Source organism: Kitasatospora sp. NPDC005856 (genome assembly GCF_040629945.1).
In the GTDB taxonomy this organism is placed as follows: Bacteria; Actinomycetota; Actinomycetes; order Streptomycetales; family Streptomycetaceae; genus Kitasatospora.
The window spans coordinates 1-26,508 of record NZ_JBEXWT010000043.1; the positions used below are offsets into that span (position 1 = coordinate 1).

The 26,508-nt window shown below is 74.8% G+C and carries 24 protein-coding genes; 3 read left to right on the top strand and 21 right to left on the bottom strand.

Going from position 1 to position 26,508, the window contains the following annotated elements; translation table 11 throughout:
- The first annotated feature begins 158 nt into the window (after positions 1-158).
- Positions 159-920: an SDR family oxidoreductase gene (locus tag ABZ449_RS24480; RefSeq protein ID WP_360349552.1), complete on the top strand. Its 762-nt coding sequence runs from the start codon at positions 159-161 to the stop codon at positions 918-920.
- A gap of 42 nt (positions 921-962) precedes the next feature.
- Here the strand turns inward: ABZ449_RS24480 and ABZ449_RS24485 are convergent, their stop codons facing one another.
- The 9 genes from ABZ449_RS24485 to ABZ449_RS24525 form a co-directional block, all read right to left on the bottom strand.
- The gene (locus tag ABZ449_RS24485) at positions 963-1,613 is read right to left on the bottom strand and encodes an alkaline shock response membrane anchor protein AmaP (RefSeq protein WP_360349555.1); all 651 of its coding nucleotides are present in this window, start codon (positions 1,611-1,613) and stop codon (positions 963-965) included.
- Complete coding sequence (locus tag ABZ449_RS24490) at positions 1,610-2,173, bottom strand: DUF6286 domain-containing protein (RefSeq protein WP_360349558.1); 564 nt, start codon at positions 2,171-2,173, stop codon at positions 1,610-1,612. Before ABZ449_RS24490 ends, ABZ449_RS24485 begins: the two co-directional genes overlap by 4 nt.
- 98 nt (positions 2,174-2,271) lie before the next feature.
- Positions 2,272-2,550, bottom strand: coding sequence for a hypothetical protein (locus ABZ449_RS24495; protein WP_360349560.1), 279 nt, complete (start codon positions 2,548-2,550; stop codon positions 2,272-2,274).
- 116 nt (positions 2,551-2,666) lie between these two features.
- On the bottom strand, positions 2,667-2,858 hold the full coding sequence (locus ABZ449_RS24500; RefSeq protein ID WP_359903317.1) for a hypothetical protein: 192 nt from the start codon (positions 2,856-2,858) through the stop codon (positions 2,667-2,669).
- 62 nt (positions 2,859-2,920) lie between these two features.
- A complete protein-coding gene (locus ABZ449_RS24505) occupies positions 2,921-3,409 on the bottom strand; it encodes an Asp23/Gls24 family envelope stress response protein (protein ID WP_360349699.1) in 489 nt (162 codons plus the stop codon).
- A gap of 237 nt (positions 3,410-3,646) precedes the next feature.
- Positions 3,647-4,453, bottom strand: a complete 807-nt coding sequence (locus ABZ449_RS24510) for an enoyl-CoA hydratase/isomerase family protein (protein ID WP_360349563.1) — start codon at positions 4,451-4,453, stop codon at positions 3,647-3,649.
- A gap of 324 nt (positions 4,454-4,777) precedes the next feature.
- On the bottom strand, positions 4,778-5,011 hold the full coding sequence (locus ABZ449_RS24515; protein ID WP_030059940.1) for a helix-turn-helix domain-containing protein: 234 nt from the start codon (positions 5,009-5,011) through the stop codon (positions 4,778-4,780).
- A gap of 327 nt (positions 5,012-5,338) precedes the next feature.
- The gene (locus tag ABZ449_RS24520) at positions 5,339-6,937 is read right to left on the bottom strand and encodes an ABC-F family ATP-binding cassette domain-containing protein (RefSeq protein ID WP_360349566.1); all 1,599 of its coding nucleotides are present in this window, start codon (positions 6,935-6,937) and stop codon (positions 5,339-5,341) included.
- A gap of 270 nt (positions 6,938-7,207) precedes the next feature.
- The gene (locus ABZ449_RS24525) at positions 7,208-8,218 is read right to left on the bottom strand and encodes a hypothetical protein (RefSeq protein ID WP_360349569.1); all 1,011 of its coding nucleotides are present in this window, start codon (positions 8,216-8,218) and stop codon (positions 7,208-7,210) included.
- A gap of 369 nt (positions 8,219-8,587) precedes the next feature.
- Between ABZ449_RS24525 and ABZ449_RS24530 the strand changes: the two genes are divergently transcribed.
- Complete coding sequence (locus ABZ449_RS24530; protein WP_360349572.1) at positions 8,588-9,853, top strand: glycosyl hydrolase; 1,266 nt, start codon at positions 8,588-8,590, stop codon at positions 9,851-9,853.
- Positions 9,854-9,857: 4 nt separating this feature from the next.
- On the opposite strand, the gene ABZ449_RS24535 is transcribed toward ABZ449_RS24530, so the two are convergent.
- The 9 genes from ABZ449_RS24535 to ABZ449_RS24575 all read right to left on the bottom strand — a co-directional run bounded on the left by ABZ449_RS24535 (position 9,858) and on the right by ABZ449_RS24575 (position 21,010).
- On the bottom strand, positions 9,858-11,018 hold the full coding sequence (locus ABZ449_RS24535) for a GNAT family N-acetyltransferase (protein ID WP_360349575.1): 1,161 nt from the start codon (positions 11,016-11,018) through the stop codon (positions 9,858-9,860).
- Complete coding sequence (locus tag ABZ449_RS24540) at positions 11,015-12,091, bottom strand: Wzz/FepE/Etk N-terminal domain-containing protein (protein ID WP_360349578.1); 1,077 nt, start codon at positions 12,089-12,091, stop codon at positions 11,015-11,017. The genes ABZ449_RS24535 and ABZ449_RS24540 overlap by 4 nt, the downstream gene beginning before the upstream one ends.
- 50 nt (positions 12,092-12,141) lie before the next feature.
- Positions 12,142-13,257 (bottom strand): glycosyltransferase, encoded by a 1,116-nt coding sequence (locus ABZ449_RS24545; protein WP_360349581.1) that lies wholly within the window; start codon positions 13,255-13,257, stop codon positions 12,142-12,144.
- Positions 13,254-14,105, bottom strand: coding sequence for a polysaccharide deacetylase family protein (locus ABZ449_RS24550; RefSeq protein ID WP_360349584.1), 852 nt, complete (start codon positions 14,103-14,105; stop codon positions 13,254-13,256). The genes ABZ449_RS24545 and ABZ449_RS24550 overlap by 4 nt, the downstream gene beginning before the upstream one ends.
- Positions 14,095-15,834: a lipid II flippase MurJ gene (locus ABZ449_RS24555; protein ID WP_360349587.1), complete on the bottom strand. Its 1,740-nt coding sequence runs from the start codon at positions 15,832-15,834 to the stop codon at positions 14,095-14,097. The genes ABZ449_RS24550 and ABZ449_RS24555 overlap by 11 nt, the downstream gene beginning before the upstream one ends.
- On the bottom strand, positions 15,831-17,222 hold the full coding sequence (locus tag ABZ449_RS24560; RefSeq protein WP_360349589.1) for an O-antigen ligase family protein: 1,392 nt from the start codon (positions 17,220-17,222) through the stop codon (positions 15,831-15,833). The genes ABZ449_RS24555 and ABZ449_RS24560 overlap by 4 nt, the downstream gene beginning before the upstream one ends.
- Positions 17,223-17,228: 6 nt before the next feature.
- A complete protein-coding gene (locus tag ABZ449_RS24565; RefSeq protein ID WP_360349592.1) occupies positions 17,229-18,743 on the bottom strand; it encodes a sugar transferase in 1,515 nt (504 codons plus the stop codon).
- A 396-nt stretch (positions 18,744-19,139) separates the two neighbouring features.
- Positions 19,140-20,294, bottom strand: coding sequence for a glycosyltransferase (locus tag ABZ449_RS24570; protein ID WP_360349595.1), 1,155 nt, complete (start codon positions 20,292-20,294; stop codon positions 19,140-19,142).
- A gap of 275 nt (positions 20,295-20,569) precedes the next feature.
- A complete protein-coding gene (locus ABZ449_RS24575; RefSeq protein ID WP_355263872.1) occupies positions 20,570-21,010 on the bottom strand; it encodes an SRPBCC family protein in 441 nt (146 codons plus the stop codon).
- Between the two features lie 91 nt (positions 21,011-21,101).
- On the opposite strand from ABZ449_RS24575, the gene ABZ449_RS24580 reads away from it, so the two are divergent.
- The gene (locus ABZ449_RS24580) at positions 21,102-22,001 is read left to right on the top strand and encodes a HipA family kinase (protein WP_360349598.1); all 900 of its coding nucleotides are present in this window, start codon (positions 21,102-21,104) and stop codon (positions 21,999-22,001) included.
- Between the two features lie 144 nt (positions 22,002-22,145).
- Here the strand turns inward: ABZ449_RS24580 and ABZ449_RS24585 are convergent, their stop codons facing one another.
- The 3 genes from ABZ449_RS24585 to ABZ449_RS24595 all read right to left on the bottom strand — a co-directional run bounded on the left by ABZ449_RS24585 (position 22,146) and on the right by ABZ449_RS24595 (position 26,484).
- Positions 22,146-23,633, bottom strand: coding sequence for a S8 family serine peptidase (locus ABZ449_RS24585; protein WP_360349601.1), 1,488 nt, complete (start codon positions 23,631-23,633; stop codon positions 22,146-22,148).
- Positions 23,634-23,886: 253 nt separating this feature from the next.
- On the bottom strand, positions 23,887-25,005 hold the full coding sequence (locus ABZ449_RS24590; RefSeq protein WP_360349604.1) for an amidohydrolase family protein: 1,119 nt from the start codon (positions 25,003-25,005) through the stop codon (positions 23,887-23,889).
- A 3-nt stretch (positions 25,006-25,008) separates the two neighbouring features.
- Complete coding sequence (locus ABZ449_RS24595) at positions 25,009-26,484, bottom strand: glutamine synthetase family protein (RefSeq protein ID WP_360349607.1); 1,476 nt, start codon at positions 26,482-26,484, stop codon at positions 25,009-25,011.
- Between the last annotated feature and the right edge of the window lie 24 nt (positions 26,485-26,508).

The window sequence follows — 26,508 nt, forward strand, 5'->3', positions numbered from 1 at the left end:
GCCGGCCAAACCCCCGCCCCCGTCTCGTCCCAATACTTGATAAACCTCGCCCGGGCCCTAACCGCCGGCGGCGGGGGGGGGGGGGGGGGGCCGGCCCCCCCCCCCCCCCGCGACCCCACCCCCACCACGTCCCCACCCCCACCGGGCAAGATGTCCCCATGGATCTCGGACTGAAAGACAAGGCCTACATCGTCACCGGCGCCACCCGGGGCCTCGGCCTCGCCGGCGCCCGCGAACTCGCCGCCGACGGTGCCCGTGTGCTCATCAGCGGCCGCACCCGAGAGGCCGTCGACACCGCCGTGGCCGAACTCGAAACCCTCGGCACCGCCCGGGGCCTCGTCGCCGACAACGCCGACCCCGACACCCCCGAGCGCCTCATCGCCGAGGCCCGGAACCAGTTCGGTCGTCTCGACGGCATCCTGATCAGCGTCGGCGGCCCCCGGGCCGGCTCCGTCGAGGCCACCCCCGAGGAGGCGTGGCGCGACGCCTTCGAGTCGGTCTTCCTCGGTGCCCTCCGGCTCGCCCGCGCCACCGCCGCCGCGCTCTCCGACGGCGGTGTGATCGCCTTCGTGCTCTCCAGCTCGGTCCGCCAGCCGATTCCCGGTCTGGGCATCTCCAACGGCCTGCGTCCCGGGCTCGCCATGGCCGCCAAGGCCCTCGCCGACGAGCTCGGCCCCCGCGGCATCCGCGTGCTCGGCCTGCTCCCGGCCCGGATCGACACCGACCGGGTCCGCGAGCTCGACGGCCTCGCCTCCGATCCCGACGCCGCCCGCGCCCAGGCCAGCGCCGCCATCCCGCTGGGCCGCTACGGCACCCCCGAGGAGTTCGGCAAGGTCGCCGCGTTCCTGCTCTCCCCCGCCGCCTCCTACCTCACCGGCATCATGGTCCCCGTCGACGGCGGCGCCCTCCGCACCCTCTGACCCCGGACCCGATCCACGGCCCCGGGGCCACTCCACCCGGGGCTACTCCACCCGCGACGGCCGCCGCCGGCGCCGCCCCCGCCGCCCGTGCCGCGGCTCGGCGGGGGCCGCCTGGAGGACCCGGATCCGCAGATCGGCCGGCAGCTCCGCCAGCCGCAGGCTCCCGCACGCCTCCGCCCGGGGCCCGTCCTCGAAGTGCTCCACCAGCGCGGCCGGGTCCCCGCCCGGCCGCAACCGCACCGCCCCGCGCAGCCGCGGATGCCTCGGCGCCCGCACCAGCCGCACCCCGGCCCGCTCGACCTCCGGCAGCACCACCGTCCGGTTCTCCAGCGCCTCCTCCAGCGCCCGCGCACCGACCCGCAGTCGAAGCCCGCTCGCCCCCGGCGTCGGCACCGCGATGCTCGACAGCCCGGTGCGCCTCAGCTGCGCCACCAGCAACCACGCCATCCCCGCCACCAGCAGGGTCAGCCCGCCGATCACCGTCGGCCACCACCACGCCGACGCCACCCACCGCTCCCGCGTACCCGCGCTCACCACCGGCCGGTCGGGCGAGGTGAACGGCCACCACTGCGGCGGGTGCACACCCAGCCGCCGGTACAGGTCGAGCCCGCCCGCCAGCACCAGCACCCCGACCCCCAGCAGCACCGCTCCGACCACTCCCAGCAGCACCCGGTTGACGACGGTCCGCCTCACCCCGCCGCCCCCTCACGACCGGCCGTCCCGGGACCCGGGTCCGGCCCCCCGCCCGGCTCCTCCTCCACCACCTCCGCGGCCCCGCGCGCTCCCCGCGCCGTCCGCACGTCCAGCCGCATCGGCCGCCCCAGCCCCACCCGCTCCAGCTCGTCCCGCAGCTGGCGCTCCACCAGGGCCGGTTCCGCCACCCCCGCCAAGGAGATCCGGACCCGACGCCGCCCGACCCGGATCCGCAGGTGGTCGATCCCGTCCAGCCCGGCCGCCCGGTCCGTCAGCAGATGCCCGATCCCGGCCCGGTCGACGGCCGCGGTCGTCCCCCCGTACGGCCGCAGGACGAGCCACCTCCGCAGCCCCGGGGCGATGGCCAGCCACAGCAGCCACCCGCCGAGCAGGGCCGCCGCACCGGCCCCCACCAGGACCGCCGGGTCGTCGAGGTGACGCCTCGCCAGCTCGTCGGCGATCTGCGCCCGCCAGCGCCGGGCCGGCTGCCCCGCCCGCACCGCGACCACGTCGTACAACAGCGCCCCCGCCACCACCAGCACCCCTGTCGCCACCAACACCGCCGCGGCCGTACGGGGCGCCCGCAGCCGCCTCACCTTCCCCGGCCGGACCTCCGACGCCGCCCCCCGCACCTCCTCCGCCCCGGGAGCCTCCGCGGTCACGGCGTGCCTCCCGTCACCAACTTCTCGACCACGACGACCACTTCCGAGACCCTGACCCCGGTCAGCCCCGCCACCCGCTCGGCGATCCGCGCCCGCACCGCCCCGGCCAGCACCGCGACGTCCGAGGGAAACGGCAGCTCGAGCGCCACCCGGACCCTCACCGTGCTCCCCGGTACCGTCACCGAGACCTGCGGCGGCGCCCCCTTCGCCCGCCCGGCGGGCCAGGCCTCGGCCAGCACCTCCCGGGCGGCCCGGGCCGCGATCCTCTCGTACACCCGGTCGGCGACCCGAAGCCGCCCCCGGCGCCCGGGCGCCGAGCCGGAACCGGTGCCGGCCCCGGAGCCCGATCCCGCCCCCGAACGGGAGACCGGAACCGACGCGGACCCCGCCATCAGCGGCGCCGGTCGCGACCGCGGAGCAGATCCCCGAGGTCGCCCAGCTCGATGTCGCCCTCCAGCAGGCGACCGATCACGAAGCCGACCAGCCCGAGCACGGCCACCAGCAGGAAGGCCGCGAACCCGCCGAAGTACCCGGCGAAGCCGAGGGCCATACCCACCACCAGGCCGACGATGGCCAGGTTCATCCGCTTCTCCCTCGTTTCCCGCTACTCCGTCGGGCCCCGGCGCCGGCCTGCCGCCGAAGGCGCTACTTGAGCTTCGGCCGCTGCCCGGACGCCGCCACCGGTTCCTCTTCCTCCTCGAACTCCGGTTCGTCCGGGAGGTGGACGTCGTTGACGGCGATGTTGACCTCGACGACCTCCAGGCCGGTCATCCGTTCGACCGCGCCGACGATGTTCTCCCGCACCTGGCGGGCCAGTTCGGGAATGACCACGCCGTACTCGACCACCAGGGCGATGTCGATCGCGGTCTGCTTCTCGCCGACCTCCGCCTTGATGCCCCGCCCGACGCTGGGCTTTCCGCCGGGCACCCGGTCCCGCATCGCGCCGAAGGTGCGGGCGAGCCCGGAGCCGAGCGCGTGGATTCCGGCGACCTCTCGGGCCGCCATCCCGGCGATCTTCTCCACCACGCCGACGGCCAGCGCGGTGCGGCCGCGCTCCGCCACCGGCTTGCCACCACCGCCGGCACCCGGCGGGCCGGGGGTCGGGGCGCTGCCGCTACCGGGGTGCTTGTGCATGGTCGCGGGCGTCGGAGTGTCAGGCATGGGCGCTTCTCCCGTCGTACGGCTCCAGCTATATCGCAAACCTCCCCAACTCTGGCATTTCGCCACGATCCCCGCCCGCCGAGCGCCGGCGGCCCGCCCTCGCACCCGCCCTGGCCCCGCCGCGCGCGAGGGCCCCCCTGCCCCGCGCAGGAGAAAGGGCCCGGTCCCGGGGAGATCCCCGGAGCCGGGCCCTGCGTCGTCACCGTACGGTCAGTCGCCGATCCCGGCGAGCTCCCGCAGCCGGCGGGCCTGCGCCGCCCGTTCGGCCGAACGCTGCTCGTCGAAGGAGCGCCCGGCGGCCCCCTGCAGCAGGGCCTTGGTCTCGATCACCGCACCGCGCGGAGCGGCCAGCAGGGCCGCCGCGAGGTCGCGGGCGGCCGCGTCCAGCTCCTCGCCCGGCACCGCGAGGTTGGCCAGCCCGATCGCGGCGGCCTCCTCGGCCCCCACCCAGCGGCCGGTGGCGCAGATCTCCAGCGCCCGCGCGTAGCCGACGAGTTCGGTGAGCGGCTTGGTGCCGGCCAGGTCCGGAACGAGGCCCAGCGAGGTCTCCTTCATCGCGAATTGGACGTCCTCGGCGACCACCCGCAGGTCGCAGCCGAGGGCCAGCTGGAAGCCCGCGCCGACGGCGTGGCCCTGCACCACCGCGATGGAGATCAGGTCCGGGCGGCGCCACCAGGTGAAGGCCTCCTGGTACGAGGCGATGGCGTCGTCCAGCTCCCGGTCGGTGGAGGCGGCGAGCTGGAGGAAGGTGGGCTCGCCCGGGATGCCCTCGGGGGTGAACATGGCCCGGTCCAGCCCGGCGGAGAAGGAGACCCCCTCCGCGCGCAGCAGCACCACCCGGACGCTGCCGGGCAGCTCGCGGCCGGCGTCGGCGAGGGCGCGCCAGAGCGCGGGCGACTGGGCGTTGCGCCGCTTGGGCTGGCACAGGGTGACGACGGCGAGCTCGCCTTCGATCTCCAGACGGACGCCGTCCCGCTCCCAGCTCGGGGCCTGCGGGTCGGTGGCGGGAGCGGTCATGCGGGGACCTCCGGTGGCGAGGGACTTGGCTACCGGAGAGTAACAAAACTCGACGCACGAGGGCAGGGGCCCGGACCGGGAAAGATCGACGAGCCGCACGGCGCCCCACGAGGCTCCGCGAAGCCGTCGAGGCGCGAAGGCGGGGCGGGGCGAAGAGCGCAAGGGGAACGCGCGCAGTCGAGAAACGGGGGCCGGCCGCACCCGGACATGACGATCGGCGGCCGGCCCGCACGATCCGAGGGCGGACACCCAGCTGAGGGTCAGCTGTCGTCTCCTCGGCCGGCACCCTGCCGCCGCGTCATCCGGCCAATGGCCGACGAACCGTCAGGAACCGGCCCCGGCAGTCGCCTTGTTCTTGCCCCGCGTGGCACCGCCGCGGCCCCGGAGAATGACTCCGGACTCGCTCAGCATCCGGTGCACGAAGCCGTACGAACGACCGGTCTCCTCCGCGAGAGCGCGAATGCTCGCCCCGGAGTCGTACTTCTTCTTGAGATCGGCCGCGAGCTTCTCACGCGCGGCACCGGTCACCCGGCTGCCCTTTTTCAGAGTCTCGGCCACCCGTGCCTCCTCGTAGCGTTGCTCGGTCAGATTCCCATGATCACCCATCCACCGCCTCCTGGCCACCCATTCGACAAGGTCGATGTCGGAAATGCGTGGTCCGTCGGTGGTGATCCGAGCGCATCAGGGCGCTCACACAGAGTGCACGCCCCCGGGCGAATCCGGCCGTTCGCCGAGAAAAGGCTGATCAGCAGCGTCGGCCCGACCACGATCGAGTGGCGGGCCGACGGAAAGTCCTTAAACGGAATCCGGGTCTACTTCATTCCCGGACACGCCGAAAGGACTAGATATTCTCATCCGAAAAGCGGATCTCGCGTCTACTTCCGGTCAGGCCAAGGAGACCAGATCGGCGTACGACGGGTTCCAGAGGTCCTCCACGCCGTCCGGCAGCAGGATGATCCGCTCCGGGTCGAGCGCCTCGACCGCGCCCTCGTCGTGGGTGACCAGCACGACCGCACCGGAGAACTCGCGCAGCGCGCCCAGGATCTCCTCGCGGCTGGCCGGGTCGAGGTTGTTGGTGGGCTCGTCGAGCAGCAGCACGTTGGCGGAGGAGACCACCAGGGTGGCCAGCGCCAGACGGGTCTTCTCACCACCGGAGAGCACCCCGGCCGGCTTGTCGACGTCGTCGCCGGAGAACAGGAAGGAGCCGAGGATCTTGCGGATCTGCACCAGGTCGGTGTCCGGCGCGGCCGAGCGCATGTTCTCCAGGACGGTGCGCTCGGGGTCGAGCGTCTCGTGCTCCTGGGCGTAGTAGCCGATCTTCAGGCCGTGGCCCGGGATGACCTCACCGGTGTCCGGCGCCTCGACCCCGGCCAGCATCCGCAGCAGGGTGGTCTTGCCGGCACCGTTGAAGCCCAGCACGACGACCCGGGAGCCCCGGTCGATCGCCAGGTCGACGTCGGTGAAGATCTCCAGCGAGCCGTAGGACTTGGACAGGCCGCTGGCGGTCAGCGGGGTCTTGCCGCAGGGGGCCGGGTCCGGGAAGCGCAGCTTGGCGACCTTGTCGTTCGCCCGGACCTGCTCCAGGCCGGAGAGCAGCTTGTCGGCGCGGCGGGCCATGTTCTGCGCGGCCACCGTCTTGGTCGCCTTGGCGCGCATCTTGTCGGCCTGGGCGTTCAGGGTCGCGGCCTTCTTCTCGGCGTTGGCCCGCTCGCGCTTGCGGCGCTTCTCGTCGTCCTCGCGCTGCTGCTGGTACTGCTTCCAGCCCATGTTGTAGACGTCGATGGCCGAGCGGTTGGCGTCCAGGTAGAAGACCTTGTTGACGACCGTCTCGACCAGGTCGACGTCGTGCGAGATGACGATGAAGCCGCCCTTGTAGGTCTTCAGGAAGTCCCGCAGCCAGACGATCGAGTCCGCGTCCAGGTGGTTGGTGGGCTCGTCGAGCAGCAGCACGTCGGAGTCCGAGAAGAGGATCCGGGCGAGCTCGACGCGGCGGCGCTGGCCACCGGAGAGGGTGTGCAGCGGCTGGCCGAGGATGCGGTCCGGCAGGCCCAGCGCGGCGGCGATGGTGGCGGCCTCGGCCTCGGCGGCGTACCCGCCCTTGGTGAGGAACTCCGTCTCCAGCCGGGCGTACTTCTTCATCGCGTTGTCCCGGGTGGCGCCCTTGCCGTTGGCCATCCGGTCCTCGTTCTCGCGCATCTTCTTCAGCACGGTGTCGAGGCCGCGGGCGGAGAGGATGCGGTCCTTGGCGAGGACGTCCAGGTCACCGGTGCGGGGGTCCTGCGGGAGGTAGCCGACCTCTCCCGAACGGGTGACGGTTCCGGCGGCGGGCAGGCCCTCGCCGGCCAGGACCTTGGTGAGCGTGGTCTTGCCGGCGCCGTTGCGGCCGACCAGACCGATCCGGTCACCGGCGGCGACCTTGAAGCTCGCGGACTCGATCAGGATCCGGGCACCGGCACGCAGTTCGAGGGCGTTGGCGGAAATCATGGCTGGGAGCTGCTCCTGGGACGTGGGCGGGCGGCCGGGTGGGACGGACCCGGGGCCGGGTTGGCGTGAGGGGGACTTCATCGACGGTCGGCGCGGCCCTCGTGGCGCCGCCGCCCGCTATTGCCCGGAGAAAATAGCCATGGCGGCAAGTCTACCGGGCCCCGTGCCGCCCCCGGTGGAGTACCGGCCGGGGGTATTCGGTGGCCCACCGCCCGCCGGTTCCCGGGCCGACGGCCGCCGACCGCGGGCCGCGGCCGCGGGCCGTCCGCGCTACCGCGGCTGCGCGGTCGGCTGGTCCCCCGCGGGCGCTCCGGTGGCCGCGGGGTCGCCCGGAGCGGTGCCGGTGGCCGCCGGGTCGCCCGCGACCGGGTCCGCCGCGCAGCCGCCCTGCGGACGGACCGCCGCGAACGGCGCGTCCACGCTGCCGCAGGGCGTCTCGGGCGCGGCCGCCTTGGTGTCGAACACCCTGGGCGGGACGATCGGGCCGTCGGTGATCTCCACCCGGCTGCGGTCCAGCACCTTGACCGTGGCGGTCGGACCGGTGCTCGTCGCCCAGCCGTTGCTGTCCAGCCGGTAGCCGGTGATGCCGCCGGAGACGGCCTGTCCGGCGCTGTTGGTGCAGGTGCGCGGGATCAGCACGGCGTAGTCGGTGTGGACGGCGCGCAGCGGGTCGTAGACGCAGCCGCCGGAGGGCTTGTCGTTGTAGCGCAGGTCGCCGTCGGCGTCGCGCAGGCCCATGGTCAGGTTCGGGGTGACCAGGGCCAGCCAGGGCGAGCCGTCCCGCTGGACGGTGTGCAGCGCGGCCGCGGCCCGCTGCTTGGCGAGCGCCTTGCGCTGGGCGTCGGTCCGCTTGTCGGCGCCGGGCTCGCCGTCCCCGCGCAGCCAGTCGGCCAGGCCGGGCACCGCGCGGTGCCAGCGCACCTCGTGGTCGCCGGGGCGCACCGAGGTGACCATGCCGTCGTCCCAGACCACGATCGCGTTGTCGCCAGCCATCGCCAGGTACAGCGCCTCGGCGCCCTCGCGGCGGTAGGACCAGGCCTGCTCGCCGGTCTGCTTGTGGAAGGCCTCCAGGCCGGGGCCCACCCGCAGGTCGAGGTCGGCCGAACTGAGCGACTCGGAGTTCACCGGCGTCGCCCCCGCGTCGCCCGGTCCCGCGACCCGGTCGCCGAACGGCACCGGCTTGTTCGCGTGCGCCGCCGCTCCGGCCGCAAGGACCAGCATCACCGCCGAGGCAGGCAGGATCGAGCGGGGGGTCAGTACACGCAGCGGCTTCCAGGACACGGCCGGAGCGTACCTTTCACCGGGCACGCGAGTCAGCCCGGTTCCGCCGCCGCCACGCCCGGGCGGGCGTCCGTCCGGTCCCGCGCGCCCTCCCCGCACGTCCGCCCGCCCACCTGCGCCGTCGGGGCTCCGGCCGCTGCGCGGGGCGTTCCGGAGCGGGCCGCGGGGGCCCGACGGGACCGTTACAGAGCTGATACATGACGGTGGGTTGCCGGCCGTTGCGGCAGACGGCGTTCGATTGGCGCCCACTTTAGGGTGACATTCGGCTTTTTCGTCCCCCTTCGGGCCTACTGTCGGCGAGCGGGGCGCCACGGTCCGTCCACGCCGAGACCGTGCGCCCCGCCCACGCGACGTCCGGAGGAGAGCACCATGCGAATCGGCCGCCTGACGCTGGCCGCCGCCACCCTGCTGCTGATGGCCACGGCCAGCGTCCCGGCCGGGACGCCGTTCAGCCAGACCGAACGGCACACCGCCCTCTCCTCGGAGGCCGTCGAGCCCCGCGGCGCGGCCCCCCGCCCGCCGGTCCAGCGGCCGAACCACGAGCCGCCGTTCGGCGCCTTCGTCGGTTCCTGGGACGACTACATCCCGCAGATCGGCCGGTACGCGCAGTGGCTGGGCGACGCGAACATGCAGGTCGGCCACACCTATCTGGCGGGCAACGGCTGGAGCGACATCGAGGGCGAGCCGATGGTGCTCGGCCTCTGGTCGCAGTGGCGGCAGGCCGATCCGTCCCGGCTGCTGGTGCTCGGCGTGCCGATGCTGGTGCCCAACGAGGCCAAGGTGCCGGACGGCGAGGTCGCCGAACTGCTCGCCCAGGGGGCGCGCGGGGACTTCGACGGGCACTTCCTCAAGCTCGCGCGCCGGCTGGTCGCACTGGGCGGCGCGGACACCGTGCTCACCCTCGGCTGGGAGATGAACGGCACCACCTACACCCACCGCTGCAAGCCCGACCCGTCCGCCTGGAAGACGTACTGGCGGCGGATCGTCGGGGTGATGCGCTCGGTGCCCGGGCAGCGGTTCCGCTTCGACTTCGCCCCCAGCCGGGGCCTGGACGCCGTGCCGTGGACCAAGTGCTACCCGGGCGACGACGTGGTCGACATCATCGGCATGGACAGCTACGACCAGCCCGCCGGCGCCACCTTCGACGACTACGTGCGCGAGCCGTACGGCCTCCAGGACCAGGTGGAGTTCGCCGCCAAGCGCGGCAAGCCGGTCTCGTACCCGGAGTGGGGGCTGTTCCGCAACGGCGACAACCCGGAGTACGTGCAGCGGATGGTCGACTGGATCCGCACCCACGACACCGCCTACCAGACCGTCACCGACTACTGTCCGCACGGCTTCTTCCAGTGCGACCGCAATCCGCGCTCGGCGACGAGGTTCAAGCAGCTGATGTCCGGTTCGAAGGGGGCGCCCGCCCCGGCACCGGCGGAGGCACCGGCCGCGCCCGCCACCCCGGCGGCACCGGCGGTGCCCACGGTGCCGGGCCCGCCCAGCCCTCCGGACTCCCCCGCCGTGCCGTCCGCGCCCGCCGTGCCCGGGGGCGGCGCAGCCGGCAAGACGCCGCACCCGTCGGCCCGCCCGGCGAAGGGCAAGCCGACGGGTCGGCCGACGGGCGCGGTACACGCCCGGCACTGAGCGGTCAGCTGCGGCGGCGGGCCAGCAGCGCTTCCTTGAGCCGGGGGAAGCGGGTGCGCAGCTGGTGCGCCGCCGCCTGCCGGGCGCGCACCAGCCCGGCCCGGGCGGCGGCCGCCGGCGCCGCCCCCGCCGGGCCGAGCAGCAGCCGCTCGTTGGCCAGCTGGTCCGGCCGCCAGCGCTGCTTGTACGGCTCCTGACCGCGCAGCAGGCCGAGCAGCGGGACGCCCACGCCGACCGTCTCGTCCAGCGCCGCGCTGAACAGCAGTCCGGCGATGTCCAGCCGCTCGCGCAGCACCGGGTGCGCCCCGTACATGTAGAGCCCGCCGAAGGACGGGCAGAGCAGCAGCAGGTTCACCGCGACCAGCTCACCGTCCAGGTGGAACTGGTGGACGGCGGCCCTGCCGGAGGCGACCAGTCCGGTGGTGGACTCGGTCAGGTGGCGGGCGAACCGCTCGGTGCGGTGCTCGGGCGTGACGCCGCGCGCCTGCCACTGCTGGAAGTGCAGCCGCAGCAGCCCCTCCAGCGCCTGCGGCACCTCGGCCGCCGGGGTGGCGCGGACCGTGACCCCGGCCTCGGCGATCTTGCGGAGCTTCACCCGGCTGCGCTGGGCGGTCTTGCCGGGCACCCGCTTGAGCAGCCGGTCCATCGGGACGGCCGGCAGGTACTGGCAGAGCGAGTCCCGGTAACGGCGGCGGCTGCCGCGCCACTGGGCGTACACCCGCTGCACCGCCGCCTCGGGGTGCACCTCGCGCAGCTCCAGCCAGTGCCAGGGGCGGGTGAGCGGGAGCGCGGCGGCGAGTTCGGCGGCGGCCCGGTCGGCGTGCTCGTCGTCGAGCAGGACGTCGGTGTAGTCGACCAGCCCGCCGCCGAGGCCGGTCAGGCCCCCGAACAGGCCGCCTCGGCGCACGAAGGCGCCCGCGCCGACCAGCCGGCCGTCCCGGCGGACCAGCACCACGAGCAGGCTGCCGGGGCGGCCGTAGTGGCGCCACCAGGAGCGCTGCCAGTCGGCGGCCTGGAAGAAGGTGGCGGTCCGGCAGCGGGCGGCCAGGTCGTCCCACTCCTCGGCGAGGGCGTCCAGGGCGTCGTCCTCGCGGCGCAGCTCGGTGGTCCAGGCCGGCGCCGCCGCCTGGGCGGGCAGGCTGCTTCTGCGGGTCTCGGTGCTCATCGGCCACTCCCGGCCGGGGCCTTGACCTGGACGGCGGGGGCCGACTGCTCGGCGGCGGGGGGCTGTGCCTCGACGGCCGGGGTCCGGTCCTGGGCCTGGGGCCGCTCCGCCGCCGCCGCCGCGGCTTCGGCGCCGGGCTGCCTGTCGGTCTTCACGTCGGTCTTCTTCTCGGCCTTCGGGCTTCTCGCCTTCACGGTCCTCCCCTTCTTCGCGCCCTCGCTCTTCGGCGGCTCGGCCGTGGCCTCGGGCTCGGACTTGAGCTCGGACTTGAGCTCGGACTTGAGCTCGGACTCGGGCTTGGGCTCAGGCTCGGGCTTGGGCGCGCTCTTGGCCTCGGCCGGTTCCTCGCGGCGCGGGCGGGGCGTCGCCGGGACGGCCGCCGGCGCGGGAGCGGCGGGAGCCTCGGCCGCCGGCGCGGCCTGCGGCGTCCGCGCCGCCTGCGACGCCCGCATGGCCCGCGCGGCCCGCAGCACCCGCGGCATCGCGGCGCTCCCGACCGCCTCCGGCGTCCCGGTACCGCCCCGGCGGCGGGTCATCATCACCAGGGCGCCCACCAGCAGCCCGGCCGCGCCGCCGACCGCGACGTCCAGCTTCCCGGAGGGCGTGGTCGGCTTGTCCGGCGCGGCGGCCGGGGACAGCGTCACCAGCCGGACGTTGGTGTCCTTGCTGCTGGTGTTGGCGAAGGCGACCAGCGAGCGGGCCACCGCGTCGGCGGTCCGGGCGGCCTCCTGGGGGCGCTGCCCGGTGCCGGTGATCTCGATCATCGGGGCGTCCGGGGAGGTCGTCCCGTGCACCAGGGACGCCAGGTCGGAGCGGGTGTGGCCGGTCTCCGCGGCCGCGACCGCGAGCACCTGCGGCTGGCCGGCCAGCCGACCGTACGCCTGGGCGAAGCTGGTCGCGATCGTGGCCTCCCCGGGGTTCTGCGCGACCACCAGGACGTAGGCGTTGGCGGCGTACGACGGGTGCGAGACGACGGCGTACCCGGCGCCGGCCGCGGCGCCCAGCGGAACCGCGAGCACCACCGGCCACCAGCGGCGGACCAGGCGGCGGGCGCTTCGGCGCGGTGTGGTCATGGGTTCTTGCTCCTTGGGTCTGGTACGGCGGTTCCGGCGGTGGCGGGCGGTCAGACGCGGGCCAGCCGGTCGTAGAGGGCGCCCAGGTCGGCGGCGACCCGGGCGATGTCGTAGTGGCCGACGGCCGGCGGGTGCGGCAGCGGGTCGTCGATGTGTTCGCTGAGCGGCCGCAGGTCGCGCAGCGCGGCGGTGTAGGCGGCCGGCTCGGAGGGGATGCGGCGGGCCTGCGGGGCGGCGCTGGGCGGCAGTTCGTCGAGCGCCGGGCAGGCGCTGTGCCGCACCGGCAGCCCGGCCGCGAGGCCCTCCAGGACGCCGAGGCCGAAGGTCTCCGCGGTGGAGGGGGCGGCCAGCACGTCCAGGGCGGCCAGCACTTCGGGCACGTCGTCGCGCTCACCGGCCAGCACCAGCCGCTGCCGCACGCCGAGTTCGTCGGCCCGGCGCTCCAGCGCGGCGCGCTCCGGGCCCTCGCCGACCAGCACCAGCCGAGTGGCCGGGTCGAGCTCGGCCAGCGCCTCGACCAGCACCTCGAAGCGCTTGCCGGGAACCAGCCGGCCCACCCCGCCGACCACCCAACTCCCCTGTGGCAGACCGAGTTCGGCCCGCACCCGGCGGCGGGCGGCGACCCGTTCGGCGGGCGGGAGGAGGTAGCGGGAGGCGTCGATGCCGTTCGGGATCAGCTCGATCCGGGCCGCCGGGACGCCCCAGGAACGCAGGGTCTGGGCGACCTGCCGGGAGACCGCGACGGTGGTGCTGCCGAGCCGTTCGGCCGCCAGGTAGAGGCCCTTGACGCCCCGGGTGACCGGGCGGCCCTCGATCACCCCGGCGTGCAGCGAGTGCTCGGTGGAGACCACCGCGCGCACCCCGGCCAGCCGGGCGGCCAGCCGGCCGTACAACTGCGCCCGGTAGAGGTGGGTGTGCACCAGGTCGTAGCGCCCGGCCCGGACCAGCCGGACCAGCCGGGGCAGCGAGCCGAGGTCCCGGTTGCCGCGCATGCCGAGGTGGTGGACGGTGACGCCGTCGGCGCGCAGCGCGGCGGCGACCGCGCCCGGGTTGGTCAGGGTGAGCACCTCGCACTGCTGGTGTTCCGGCAGGTGCCGCAGCAGCAACTGGAGTTGACGCTCGGCACCGCCGGCGGCGAGCCCGGTGACGATGTGCAGCACCCTCATGACCGGGGCTCCCGACGGCCGTGGCGCAGCTCGGTCACGGCATCGCGCAGCCGGTGCCGGCCCCGCTTGGCGCGCAGCCGCCAGGCGCCGTCACGGTCGCCGACGTAGCAGCGGGGCAGGGCGAAGCGGCCGGTGAGCGGGGAGTGCGCGATGGCGCAGGCGTGGTCGTACCCGGCGTCGCGCACGGCCAGGGTGGCGGGCAGGTCGACGGCGCCGTACGGGTAGCAGAAGCCGGTGACCGGGCTGCCGACGACCTCCTCCAGCAGGCGCCGGCTCTCCCGGGCCTGGACGGCGAGCACCTCGGCCGGCAGGCCGGGCAGCGCCCGGTGGCCGAGGCCGTGCGAGCCGATCTCCCAGCCGGCGGCGGCGAGTTCGGTGACCTCCCGGACGGTGAGCAGCTTCTTGCGCGGACCCTCGGCGTCCCAGTCGTTGTCCCGGCCGAGCAGGTCGGCGACCACGTACGCGGTGGCGGTGAAGCCGTACGCCCGGAGGATCGGCACCGCGTGGCGGGCGACGTCGGCGTAGCCGTCGTCGAAGGTGAGGCCGACCAGTCCGTCGTCCCGGCCGAGGGCGCGGGCCCGCATCAGCTCGCGGACGGAGACGCCGCGCCGGCCGCACCGGTGCAGCCAGGCGATCTGTTCGGCGAACCGCTCGGGACTGACGGCGAGCCGGTACGGGTCCTCCTTCTCGAACGCCACCGAGTGGTACATCAGGATCCACGGCGAGGCGGTGCCGGGGAGCGGCGGTTCGCCGGCCGGCCGGCGGCTCCTGGGCAGCCGTGGCCGGTGCGGCGGCGCGGTGCCGGTGCTCGCCCGGGCCGAACGGACGGTGCCCGGTTCATCGTCCATGGGGACGTTTCCCTTCTTCGGCGGCGGTTGACGGGTTCCGGACGGACCCCAGGGCCCGGGCGACGGCCAGGACCGGGCCGCGCACCTCGCGGGCGCCGAGCCCGGCGCCGAGGGCCGCGAAGGCCAGCGCGACGGTGAGGCCTCCGAGGAGGGTCGCGAGCAGGGGGTCGGCGGTCGGCCCGGCGACGGCCGCGCCGAGCGCGGCGGCCCCGGCGGCGGCGATCACCAGCCGGACGTGGCCGCCGAGCACCCGGCGCAGCCGCAGCGGGATGCCGCGCAGCACCAGGCCGTGCAGCAGCAGTGCGGCGGCGGCGGTGATGCCGGCCGCGTTGCCGGCGGCCAGCCCCAGGGCACCGAAGCGGGGCGTGGCGAGCAGTCCGGTGGCGACGGTGACGCCGAGGCCGAGCACCATCGCGGCGGCCGGGTACCAGTCCAGCAGCCGGCGGCGGCCGTCCCCGGTGCCCGGGTCGTCGGCCCGGCGGACCACCGGGCACAGCGAGAAGTAGGGGCGGATCATCACGCCGATCAGCGCCTGGGCGGGCAGGCCCACGCTGTACACCCGGATGACGTCCGCGGTGGCGGCGGTGTCGTGCGGGCCGAAGGCACCGCGTTCGAACAGCAGCGAGACCACCGGGGGGGCGCAGGCCATCAGGAAGGCGGTGCCGAGCAGGACGACGGCCACCGCCTGGCCGAGGTCCTTCTCCACCCGGTCGCGGGCGGCGGTGAGGTCCCCGGCGGCGAGCGCCCGGGCGACCAGCGGGAAGGTGACGGTGCAGATCAGGATGCCCGCCGTCATGGCGAGCTGGGAGACCTTGGCGGCGTAGTTGAGGTGCGAGATGGTGCCGGGCGGCAGCGCCGAGCCGAGGTAGCGCTCGGCGAAGACCTGGGACTGGCGGGTGAGGGTGAAGGCGGCCACCGGCAGCAGGGCGAGCGGCATCAGCACCAGGGCCCGGTGCGAACGGCGGCCGCGGCCGGTGTCGCGCCGGCCCTGGCGCAGGCGGCGCAGGAAGGGGCCGACCAGCAGACCGGCCATCAGCAGGCTGCCGGCCGCGACGCCGAGGGCGGCGGAGCGCACGCCGAGGCAGGAGTGGAGGCCGAGCAGGACGGCGAGGATGCCGAGGTTGTAGGCGACGTAGATGCCGGCCGGGGCGGTGAAGCGGTGGTGGGCGCGCAGCGCGGCGGCCAGGTAGCCGGCCACGCCGAAGGGCAGCACGGTGACCGCGGTGATCCGGGTGCAGGTGACGGCCAGGCCGGGGTCGGTGAGGCCGGGGGCGAGCAGGTCGACCAGTTCCGGGGCGCACAGGGCGGTGACCAGGGCGAGGCCGCTGAGCGCGATCAGCAGCCACGGCAGGGTGGCGCGGACCAGCTGGCGGACCGGGTCGGGGGCGTCCGGGTTCTCCTCGCGCAGCACCAGGGCGAGGGCGAAGGCGGGCACCATGAGGAAGGACATGGCGTCCTCGATCAGCAGCGGTGCGGCCGTCTCGGGGACGGTCCAGGCGACCAGGAAGGCGTCGGTGCCCTGGTTGGCGCCGAAGTACCGGGCCAGCAGGAGGTCTCGCAGCAGGCCGAGGCCGGAACCGGCGGCGCTGAGGACGGCGGTGACGCCGAAGGCCTTGGCGACGAAGCCGCGTCGGGAGGCCGGGGCGGGTTCGGCGGACGGGCCGTCGCCGGGGGTGGCGCGGGGGGCCGGGAGCGAGGAGGCGACGGTGGCGGGCTGGTCGGTGGTCACCGTGCCGCTCCGGTGGTCGTCGGCCCGGTGGTCGTCGGCCCGGTGGTCGTCGGCCCGGTGCTCGTCGGCCCGGTGGCGGGAGGAACGGGTGGGTGGGCGGCCGCGCGGGCGGCGAGGCCGAGGACGACGGAGGTCAGCACGGTGGTGGCGCCGCCGATGTCGGCGTACAGGAAGTCGACCAGCACCCAGGTGAGCAGGGCGAGGGCGGCGAGCCCGGGGCCCCGGCGGTGGCGCAGGCAGCCGATCAGCAGGGTGAGGAAGAGCGCGGCGTAGGCGGTGATGCCGATCAGGCCCTGCTCGCTGAGCACCAGGAAGTACATGTCGTGCGGGGAGAGCAGCGGTTCGCGCTGGAAGCCGATGGTGGAGTCGGCAGTGTCGCTGCCGGAGGACAGCCGCAGCGGGGCGTGGCTGTCGCGCAGCTGCTGGAAGGCCTTCGGCCCGGCTCCGTGCACGGGGTGGTCCTGCCAGATCCGTCCGGCGGTGGACCACAGGTCGTACCGGTCGGAGACGGACTGGTCGGGGGCCGCGGAGACGGAGCCGATCGAGCTGAGCCGCTTGGTGACGCCGGAGCCGCCGAGGCCGAGGCCGCCGACCAGGACGACCGCGGCGGCCAGGCCGAGGACCGCGCCGCGCACCAGCAGCCGGGCGTCGGCGCGCAGCAGCAGCACGGTGGCGGCGAGGCCGGTGGCGATCCAGCTGCCGCGGCTGAAGGAGACGGCCAGCGGGAAGACGAGGAAGGCGGCGGCGGCGAACATCGCGCGGCGCAGCCGGGCGTCGCCGCCCGGTCCGCGCTCGCCGAGGCCGAGCGCGAGGGCGGCGAGCAGCCCGTAGCTGACCACGCTGGACATCGCCATGATGTCGAGGGCGCCGAACGTGCCGACGGCCCGGATCGGCTGGCCGGTGTAGGAGGCCCCGGTGTGGGTGAGGTACTGCTTCGCGCCGACCACGCCCTGGATCAGTGCGGCGAGCACGAAGGAGCCGAGGACCAGGCGCTGGTCGGTGCGGTCGCGCAGCGAGCAGAGGACGGCGGCGGGGACCAGGACGAACACCTGGGTGAGGCGGACGAAACCGGTGACGCTCGCGGCCGGGTCGATCGAGCCGACGGTGGCGACGGCGGCGGCGACCACGATCGCGCCGAACAGCGCGCAGGTGGTGCGGCTGATGACGGGCAGGCGTCCGCGCAGCAGGTCGAGCGCGGTGAGGGCGACCAGGGCCAGTGAGGCGAGGTCGGCGGCGGTGACGTGGACGGCGGCGGCGACGTCCTTGTCCCCGGTGGGCACGCAGACCAGCAGGACGGTGACCGCGGCCAGCGGGCTGGTGCGCCGCGCGAGCGCGGGCAGGGCCCCGCGTAAGGCCGGGCGGTGGAGGGCGGGGACGGTCAGGGCCACGCGCGGTCAGCTCCCGTCCGGGTGGAGCATCAGGACCGCGGTGCGGCACAGGATCTTGACGTCCTGCCAGAGGCTCCAGCTCTCGATGTAGCGGTTGTCGAAGCGGGCCCGGTCCTCGATGGAGGTGTCCCCGCGCAGGCCGTTGACCTGGGCCAGGCCGGTGAGGCCGACCGGGACGCGGTGACGGTCGGCGTACTCGGGGTAGGCCTGGCCGAACCTCATGACGAAGTACGGCCGTTCGGGGCGCGGGCCGACCAGGCTCATGTCGCCGCGCAGGACGTTCCACAGCTGGGGCAGCTCGTCCAGCGAGCTCTTGCGCAGCAGCCGGCCGACGGCGCCCATCCGGTGGTCCTGGGAGATGTTCCAGAGGGTGGCGGACTCGTGCTCGTCGCTCGGGCGCAGGGTGCGGAACTTGAGGACGGTGAAGACCCTGCCGTCCAGGCCGGTGCGCTGCTGGCGGAAGAGCACGCCGGGGCCGGTGTCGAAGCGGACGGCGAGCGCGCAGAGCACCAGGACGGGGGCGAGCAGCAGCAGGCCGAACGCGGCGGCGGTGACGTCCAGGGCGCGCTTGGCGGCCCAGCCGGGGCGGCGCCGCGCGGGGCGGCCGACCCGCAGGCAGGGGAAGCCCCACAGGTGGTCGCCTCCGGTGACCGGGGTGGTGGGCAGCGAGCCGTACTCGCGCAGCGCGGGCACCAGCCAGACCTGGCAGCCGAGCCCGGCGGCGTCGCGCAGGGTGGCGGCGGTCTCGGCCTCGTCGGCGGTGGCGATCACGTGCTGGACGCCGTGCCGGCGCACCTCGCGCTCCAGTGCCTCGCGGCCGCCGAGGACGGGCAGGTCGGTGTCGCCGGGCAGCAGCGGCGGGTCGGCGTCGAGGTAGCCGACCGGGCGCATCCCGTACTCGCCGTGCTCGCGCAGGGCGGTGGCGACCCGGCGGCCGAGCCGTCCGGCGCCGACCACCAGGACGGGGGTGGGGCGGCTGCGGCGGACCCGCCGGACCAGGTGGTAGAGGACGGCGCGGCCGACGGCGACGATCAGCAGCTGGGCGCCGAGCAGGACGGTGAGCCGGGCGGGGCTGGCCGGGCCGCAGTCGGGCCAGCGGTCGCCGAGACAGCCGGACAGGGTGACGGCGAAGGCGGTGGCGACCACGGCGCGGGCGGTGAGGGCGGGCAGTTCGTCCAGGACGGACAGGGTGAGCCGGGAGCGGTAGAGGCCGCCGGACAGGTTGAGCAGGAGCAGCAGGGGCAGGACGGCGGGGACGCCGAGCAGTGGGTCGAGCGGGGCGGTCGGGTCGACGGCGCGGTTGGCGATGCCGCCGGCGGAGCACAGCGCGATGATGTCGGCCTGGACCAGGGCGAGCGACAGGGCGAGCCGGGAGCGGACCGCCCCGCGGGGCCGGCGCGGCGAGGGGACCACCCCGGGCTGTGCCGCTCCCGCCGGCCGGTCGAGCAGCCCGGTGGCGGGCCGGCGGGGGCCGGAGAGAGGACCCCCCGCACGCGGCACACTGTCGTGGTCAATGGTCATCAGCGCACGATCTCCCCTGCTGTGTGCCCGGGGTGACGGTGCCCCGGCACCGGCTGGCGCGGGGCTGCCGTCCCGGCCCGGTGGGCGCGGTCCTGACTGCGCCTGCTGCCGCTGGCGGCTTCCGGATGTCCGCCGGCGGGGCCGATCGCGAAGGAACCGGTCACGAAGGAGTCGGTAGCGCGGGGCTCAGCCGTGAATTTCCGGCATGAAATCTGAACGAAGCAGGCAAAATCCGACAATACAGAACCGGGCCGTACAGGCCGGAAGTTGACTTGCCGATTCATTCCAGCCGCCCATTAATAGGTATTTCGGATTTAACGCCTCGCCTCCGTATCCGGTCGAGGATACGAATACGACAACACCGGAAGCGGCGGGCATTCACGGCATGTGAAACGATCAGATCCGCTCTGGGACACGGGCCCTGCGCCGCCCCGACGCCGGTCCCGCGCCCAGCAGATGGCGGTAGAGAACGTCCACCTGTTCGACCACGGTGCGCACGTCGTGCCGGCCCACCACGTGGTCGCGCAACCGGGCGCCGCGCCGCTCGCATTCGATCGGATCGATCAACGCGTCCCCCATTCGGGTGGCGAGGGCCTGCGCGTCCTCCGGCGGGACCACCGCCTGCGCCAGCTCGGACGGCGGCAGGCACTCCCGGGCGCCGGGCACGTCCGTCAGCAGCACCGGACGGGCGGCCGCCATCGCCTCCAGCGGGGCCAGCGCCATCCCCTCCCAGCGCGAGGGCAGCACCACCAGATCGGCCGCCGCCAGCCACGGGCGCGGGTCCGGCACGTCCCCCACCAACCGGATCCTGGCGGGCTCGGCGGTCCGCCGGACCAGCTCCGCCACCCGCTGCTCCTCCGGCCCGCCGCCGACCAGCGCCAGCCGGGCCCGCGGCACCCGGCGCAGCACCTCCGGCCAGGCGGCCAGCAGCACGTCCTGGCCCTTCTGCCGGCACAGCCGACCGACGCACACCGCGAGCGGGGCGTCCAGGTCCAGCCCGAGCGCGATCCGGGCGGCGCGGCGGTCGGCGGGCGCGTAGTGGCGCACGTCCACGCCGTTGGGCACCACCGCCCAGTCGGCGTGCAGCCCGGCCGCCACGCCGTCGGCCCGCTCCTGGACGCTGACGCACAGCAGCCGGTGCGCCCAGCGGGTCGCGAAGCGCTCCCAGCGCAGGGTGGCGGCGGCCAGCGCGCCGTCGACGGCGGCGAAGGACCAGGCGTGCGGCTGGAAGACGGTCGGCACCGCGCCGCGCACGGCGAGCCGGCCGGCCAGCCCGGCCTTGGCGCTGTGCAGGTGGACCACGTCGGGCGCGGCCGCCCGGACGATCCGGCGCAGCCGCCAGGCCTCGGCGGGGGTGCCCGGGCCCGGCGAGCGCCGCGCGGACCAGTCCTGGACCAGCGCGCCCACCGCGGCGGCCTCCCCGGCCAGCCGCCCGTCGCGCGGGCAGGCGACCAGGACCCGGTGACCGGCCTCCCGCTGCCCCCTGACCAGATCGGCGACGACGCGGGCGACCCCGCCGTCCACCGGTTGCGAAATGTGAAGGATCGTCATATGCACGGCGGCGAGCCTAGGGTGGCTCCCCCGCGCCGGGTGGCTCTCGTCACCCGCAGGTGGCGGTTCGGCCACCCGTACGGCTTTCGGCTCGTACGGGAGACCGAACCGCTCGAATCCGCACGCGATTCGATCGCTTCGATGGATCCACGCGCGCGAATCGCATGGTGGACGATTCCGGCGGGACCCCGACGGGCTCGGCGAGCCCGGGAGGGCTCAGCGAGCCCGGGAGGGCTCAGCGAGCCCGTGGTGGGCCCGGGAGGGCCCGCGAGGGGTCAGCGGACCTCGGCGGCGAGGTTGGCCAGCACCTGGTCGTGGATCCGGTTGAGGCCCTTCGGGGCGAAGGTGCGCTCGAAGAAGCCGCCGATGCCGGTCGCGCCCTGCCAGGTGGCGGTCACGGTGACTTTGGAGCGGCCCTCGCCGACGGCCGAGACCGTCCAGGTGATCACCATGCTGGAGTTGGCGTCCTTCTCCACCAGCTGGTCGGGCTCGGGCGCGGAGACGGTGAAGAGGCAGTCGCGCACCCGCTTCTCGGTGGCCTGGAGCTTCCAGTGCACCTGGGTGCCGGCACCGGTGCCGCCGACCCGCACCTCGTACTCGCTGTACTGCGCGGGCAGCAGCTTCGGGCGGGTCACCTGGTAGTCGGCCAGCGCCTCGTACACCCGCTCGGGGGCGGCGTCGTAGACGCGCTCGGTGGTGGCCTGCACCTGTCCCATGGACTTGCTCTCCTCGTGTGGTGGGAACCGCTCTGTCCGGCAAGCCAATCACAGGCTCACACCCGCGACGCGGCGGGATAGGGTGGCCGGTGTGCTCGATCTGGTGACTGCTGTGCGCTACGTCGACCCGCTGCGGGCCGGCGGTTCCGTCCCCGGTGTGGTGGAGACCGACGACCTGGGAACGTACGTGGTCAAGTTCACCGGGGCCGCGCAGGGCCGCAAGGCGCTGATCGCCGAGGTGATCGTGGGCGAGCTGGCCCGGCGGCTGGGTCTGCGGGTGCCGGAGCTGCGGCTGGTGGACTTCGACCCGGCCGTCGCCGCGGACGAGCCGGACACCGAGATCCAGGACATGCTCAAGGCCAGCTCCGGCCTCAACCTCGGGATGGACCTGCTGCCCGGCGCGCGGGACTTCCGGCCGGGGATGATCGCGGTGGACTCCGCCGAGGCCGGCCGGGTGGTCTGGCTGGACGCCCTGACCGGCAACGTCGACCGCACCGTGCACAACCCCAACCTGGTGGTCTGGCACGGGCGGCTCTGGCTGATCGACAACGGCGCCGCGCTGATCTTCCACCACCGCTGGGCGGGGGCCGGGGCGGCGGTCGGCAAGCGGTACGACCTCAGCGCCCACGCGCTCGGCGGCTCGGCCCCGGACGTCCGGCTGGCCGACGAGGAGCTCGGGCCGCTGGTCACCGTGCCGCTGCTGGAGGAGGTCGTGGCGCTGGTCCCGGACGAGTGGCTGGCCGACGAGCCCGGCTTCGACTCGGTGGACGCGGTGCGGCACGCCTACGTCACCCACCTGGCCGCCCGGGTGGTGCTCTCCGAGGAGTGGCTGCCGGAGGGCTTCGCCACGCCCGAGCAGCTGCGCGAGGCGGAGCGGCGGCAGGCCGCCCGGACCAGGGCGGGGCGGCCGGCCTGGCTGCGGGAGGTGCCGGACCTGCACGGCAAGCCGTCGGTGGAGACGGTCTGGGACCACCACTTCGACGAGGGGTAGCACCGGGCGCGGGGCCTTGGCGCCCTCGCCCGCGCCCGAACGGCGGCCACGCGTGACCGGCCGGTGGGCGAACGCGGCCGGGGAGCGGGACCCAGTGGTCCCGCTCCCCGGCTCTACTGTTCAGAGGTGTCCGCGGTCAGCGCGTCAGCGCCACCACTGGACCGCCTTCTCGGCGTTGACGAGGCCCGCGCCGTAGAAGCCGTTGTCGTCCGCGCCGCCCTCACAGGTGGCCTTCCAGGTGCCGGCACCGCCCGGGTTGAACTCGCCGGTCGGGCACGGGACGGACTCGGCGTGGCTGGTCAGCATCTCGGTCAGCTCGTCCGGGCTGGCCCACGGGAAGGTGCTGGCGAGCAGCGCGGCCACGCCGGCGACGTGCGGGGTGGCCATCGAGGTGCCCTGCATGTAGCCGTACTTGCCACCGGGGATGGTGGAGCGGATGCGGCCGTCCTTGTCCGGGGTGTTCGGGAACTGGAAGCGGCGGTCGCCACCCGGCGCGGTGACGGACACGACGCCCTTGCCGTAGCTGGAGTAGTACGACTTGACGCCGTCGGAGCCCACCGCGGAGACGGCGACGACGCCGGGCAGCTCGGTCGGCAGCGACAGGCAGTCGTTGGTGACCGGGCGGGTGCCGGGGGTGGTGTCGTCCGGGCTGGCCACGTCGACGGTCTTGTGGGCCAGGTCGATGTTCTCGTTGCCCGCGGCGGCGACGTTGAGGACGCCCTTGCGCTGCGAGAAGGCGACGGCCTTGCGGACGGCGTCCGAGATCGCGGCCTGGTCCTTGTCCGTCTTGCAGTTGAACATCCACGGGTCGACGAAGTAGCTGTTGTTCGTCACCTTGAAGCCGTGCTCGCCGGCCCAGACGAAGCCGCAGACCGCGTTCTCCGGGTAGATGAACCCACCGTCGTCGACGACCTTGACGGCGGCCAGCTTCACGTTCGGCGCGACGCCGACGATGCCCTTGCCGTTCTTGGCGGCGGCTATGGTGCCGGCCACGTGGGTGCCGTGGTCGCTGGTGGTCGGCTGCCAGGCCTTCCAGTCGGTGTTGGTCCTGCCGTCGATGCAGGAGACCGACTGCGAGGCGTCCACGTTGGCGGCCAGGTCCTCGTGGGTGGCGTCGATGCCGGAGTCCAGCACGCCGACGGTGACGTTGCGGCTGCCGAGCGAGATCTTGTGCGCCTTGTCGGCACCGATCTGACGCATGTCCCACTGGTAGGCCTCGTCCGGGTCCTCACCCGGGGCGGCGGCCGTGGTGGCCGACTCGGTGGCGACCTCGGCCTTGCCCTGGTCGGAGGCCTGGATGCCCTTGGTGCGGCTGGCGCCGACCGAGTCGACGCCCTTGGCCAGGCGCAGCTTCTCGGCGAACTTGGTGTCGTTGGAGCGGGCGACGATGACGCCGACCTGCTCGTACGACTGGACCACGGTGCCGCCGAGGCCGGTGATGGCCTTCTCGACCTTCTGCACCTGGCCGTGGTTGGCCTTGGTGTTGACGACGTAGCTCATCAGCGGACCGGTCGTCGAGTCGGCCGTGGGGGCCGCGACAGCGGTGCCGGCCGGCAGCGCGAGGGCGCCCGCGGTGGCGAGCACGACGCCCACCGCCGCGTACCGGGTACGGCTGATCCGAGGAACACGCATGAGGGTTGGCCTCCCGGCTCGTCAGGCGGCAGCTGCCATCGGCAGATGCGCTGGGAATGACCGGGACGCTAATGAATATTTGGTTATAAGCGCAAGAGGTAGTCATCTAATCGTCACATCTTGACCAGGAGTAGGGGTTACCCGCGCCCGAGGCCCAACAAGGGAAACAGAGGTCAAGAGTGTTAAAAAGTGATGGTTCGCCGACGTGCGGCCACAGCCGTCACGACATCCCCCACCAGCACGGATCGCACCCCTACAACGCGTACAGTCGACGCGCGTTGCCGGCCGCGACCGACCGTGCCACCCGCTCGGCGTCGGCCGCGGAGCAGGCGCCGTCGGCGCGCCAGCCGGCGAGCACCGCACCCAGTCCGTACCGGAACTGACAGGTGCCCACCAAATAGAGTTCGGGCAACCCGTAGGCGTCGGTGGAGAACAGCATTTTGCCGAACGGGGCCAGCTCCAGCATCTCGCCCAGCACCGCGGCCACCCTCGGCCCGGTGTAGGAGGCCGTCAGCCCGAGGTCGGTGTACACCGTCGGGAAGGCCTGGGCCAGCCAGGCGGCCTGCCGGTGGTACGGGTAGCCGTGCAGCAGCACCAGCGGGACTCCGGCGGGCTCGGCGGCCCGCACGAAGTCCGTCAGCAGCGAAGGGTCGGCCCGGTGCAGGGTGAGGTCCGGATCGCCGAAGCCGGTGTGGAGTTGGAGCGGCAGGCCGAGTTCGGCGCAGACGTCCACCGCCGTCCAGAGCAGGTGGTGCAGCAGGACCGGGTCGGTCAACCGCCGCCGACCGCCGCGCAGGTGGGCACCGGCCGCGGCCACCACGGCCGCGGCGGCGGGGCGTTCGGCGGGGGCGGCCAGGCCGTGCCGGTAGGCCAGCACCGACTTGACCGCGACAGCCCCGGCGGCGGCCGACCCGAGCGCCTGGGCGACGGCCCGCGGCCACTGTCCGGCGCCGGCCGTCACCGTCTCGGCGACCGATTCCAGCCGGACCACCTCGCGCACCGACGCCCCGGTGGCCTCGGCGAGTTCGGTCAGCGGCAGCAACTCGTGGCCGGCGGCGGTGGCCGGCCCGGTGTCCACCAGGCAGGTGTCCAGCCCGGCCGCCGCCAGCAGTCGCCCGGTGGCCTCGACCGCGCCCAACTCCCGCCGCCGGGCCAGGTAGTCGGCGGCCGGGGCGTGCGCCGGCAGGCCGAGCGCGGGCGGGCACCAGCGCCGCACCGCGAGGCCCAGCGCGCTGTCGAAGGGCGAACAGCCGGGGGCGGGCGGCCGGTCGGACTCGGTGAGCAGCCCGGCCAGGGCGTCGTCGGTGAGCTCGGCCGCCACCACGCTGTGGCAGTGGTGGTCGACCAGGACGAGCTCCTCCGGCCGCGCCACCGGTCAGTACCGCCAACGGGTGGCCGCGACCAGCTCCTCGGGAGTGACGGCCGCGTACGCGTCCCGCTCGGCCCGGCGCACCGCCAGCACCGCCTGGTAGAGCGGCTCGCCGAGCGCCTCGCGCAGCACCGCCGAGCGCTCGTACGCGGTGATCGCCTCCGCCGGGCTGACCGGCAGCCGGGGCACCGTGCCGGGCTCGGCGGCCGCCGGATCCCCGGTGAACTCCGGTGGCAGCGCGCGGCGTTGGTCCAGCCCGGCGAGGCCGGCGGCGATCACCCCGCCGACCGCCAGGTACGGGTTGGCGCTCGCGTCGAAGCACTTGACCTCGGCGTTGGCCGCGGCGGCCCGCTCCCCGGTGGAACCCGTCACCAGACGCAGCGCGGCCTCGCGGTTCTCCAGGCCCCAGCACTGGTAGGCGCCGGCCCAGTGCGAGGGCACCAGCCGCAGGTACCCGGCCGGGCTGGAGCAGCCCAGCACCAGCAGCTCGGGCAGGGCGTCGAGCACCCCGGCGAGGAACCCCTCGGCCTCGGCCGTCAGGCCGTGCGGGCCGGGGCCGCCGTGGCCGAGGTTGCGCTCACCGCGCCAGAGACTGACGTGCAGGTGCCCGCCGTTGCCGACGGCGCCGGCCTCGACCACCGGGGCGAAGGAGACCCGCAGGCCGTGCCGGGCGGAGACGGCCCGGACGGTGTGCCGGACCAGGACGGAGGTGTCGGCGGCGGCGACGGGGCCCTCGGGGGCGACCGAGACCTCGAACTGGCCCGGGGAGTACTCGGGGTGGATCTGCAGGACGTTCAGCCCCTGCCGGCCGAGGGCGCGCAGGACGTCGCGCAGGTAGTCGGAGAGGTCGGTGACCCGGTGCATCCCGTACGCCGGACCGTACGTCGGGTACTGCGGGGCGTCCTGCGGGCCCTCCTGCGGGGCGCCGGGCAGGGCGACCGTCCACTCGACCTCGATGCCGGCCTTGAGGCCCAGGCCGCGCGCGGCGGCCGTGGCCTCGGCCCGGCGGGCGAACAGCCGCTGGCAGCCGGGGTGCGGGGTGCCGACCTGGGTGTACCTGTCCCCCGGGGCCCAGGCCCAGCCGGGCTGGGCGGCCAGCGGGACGATCCGGTCGAGGTCCGGGTAGAGCCTGAGGTCCCCGGTGGGGCCGCCGATGATCGGACTGGTGGTGATCGCGTCGTCGGCGAGGAACACGTCGAAGCACGGTGCGGTGCCGACGCCCCACTGCGCGGCGTGCACCAGACCGCCGAGCGGCACGGCCTTGACCCGGGTGATGCCGGCGTTGTCCACCCAGGTGACGGCCACCGCCTCGACGGCCTCGGTGCGCAGCCGGTCGACGGCCGCCTCGGCGCGCCGGGCCCGCTCGTCGCGCGGTGGCAGCGCGACGGCCGCCGCGGCGGCGGCGACGAGCCGTTCGGCGGTGACGGGCGGCTCGGCGGGACCGGGCGCGGTGGGGCCGGCGGTGGCGGTTCCGGGGGTCATGCCCTCATGCTGCCCCGCCGGCCG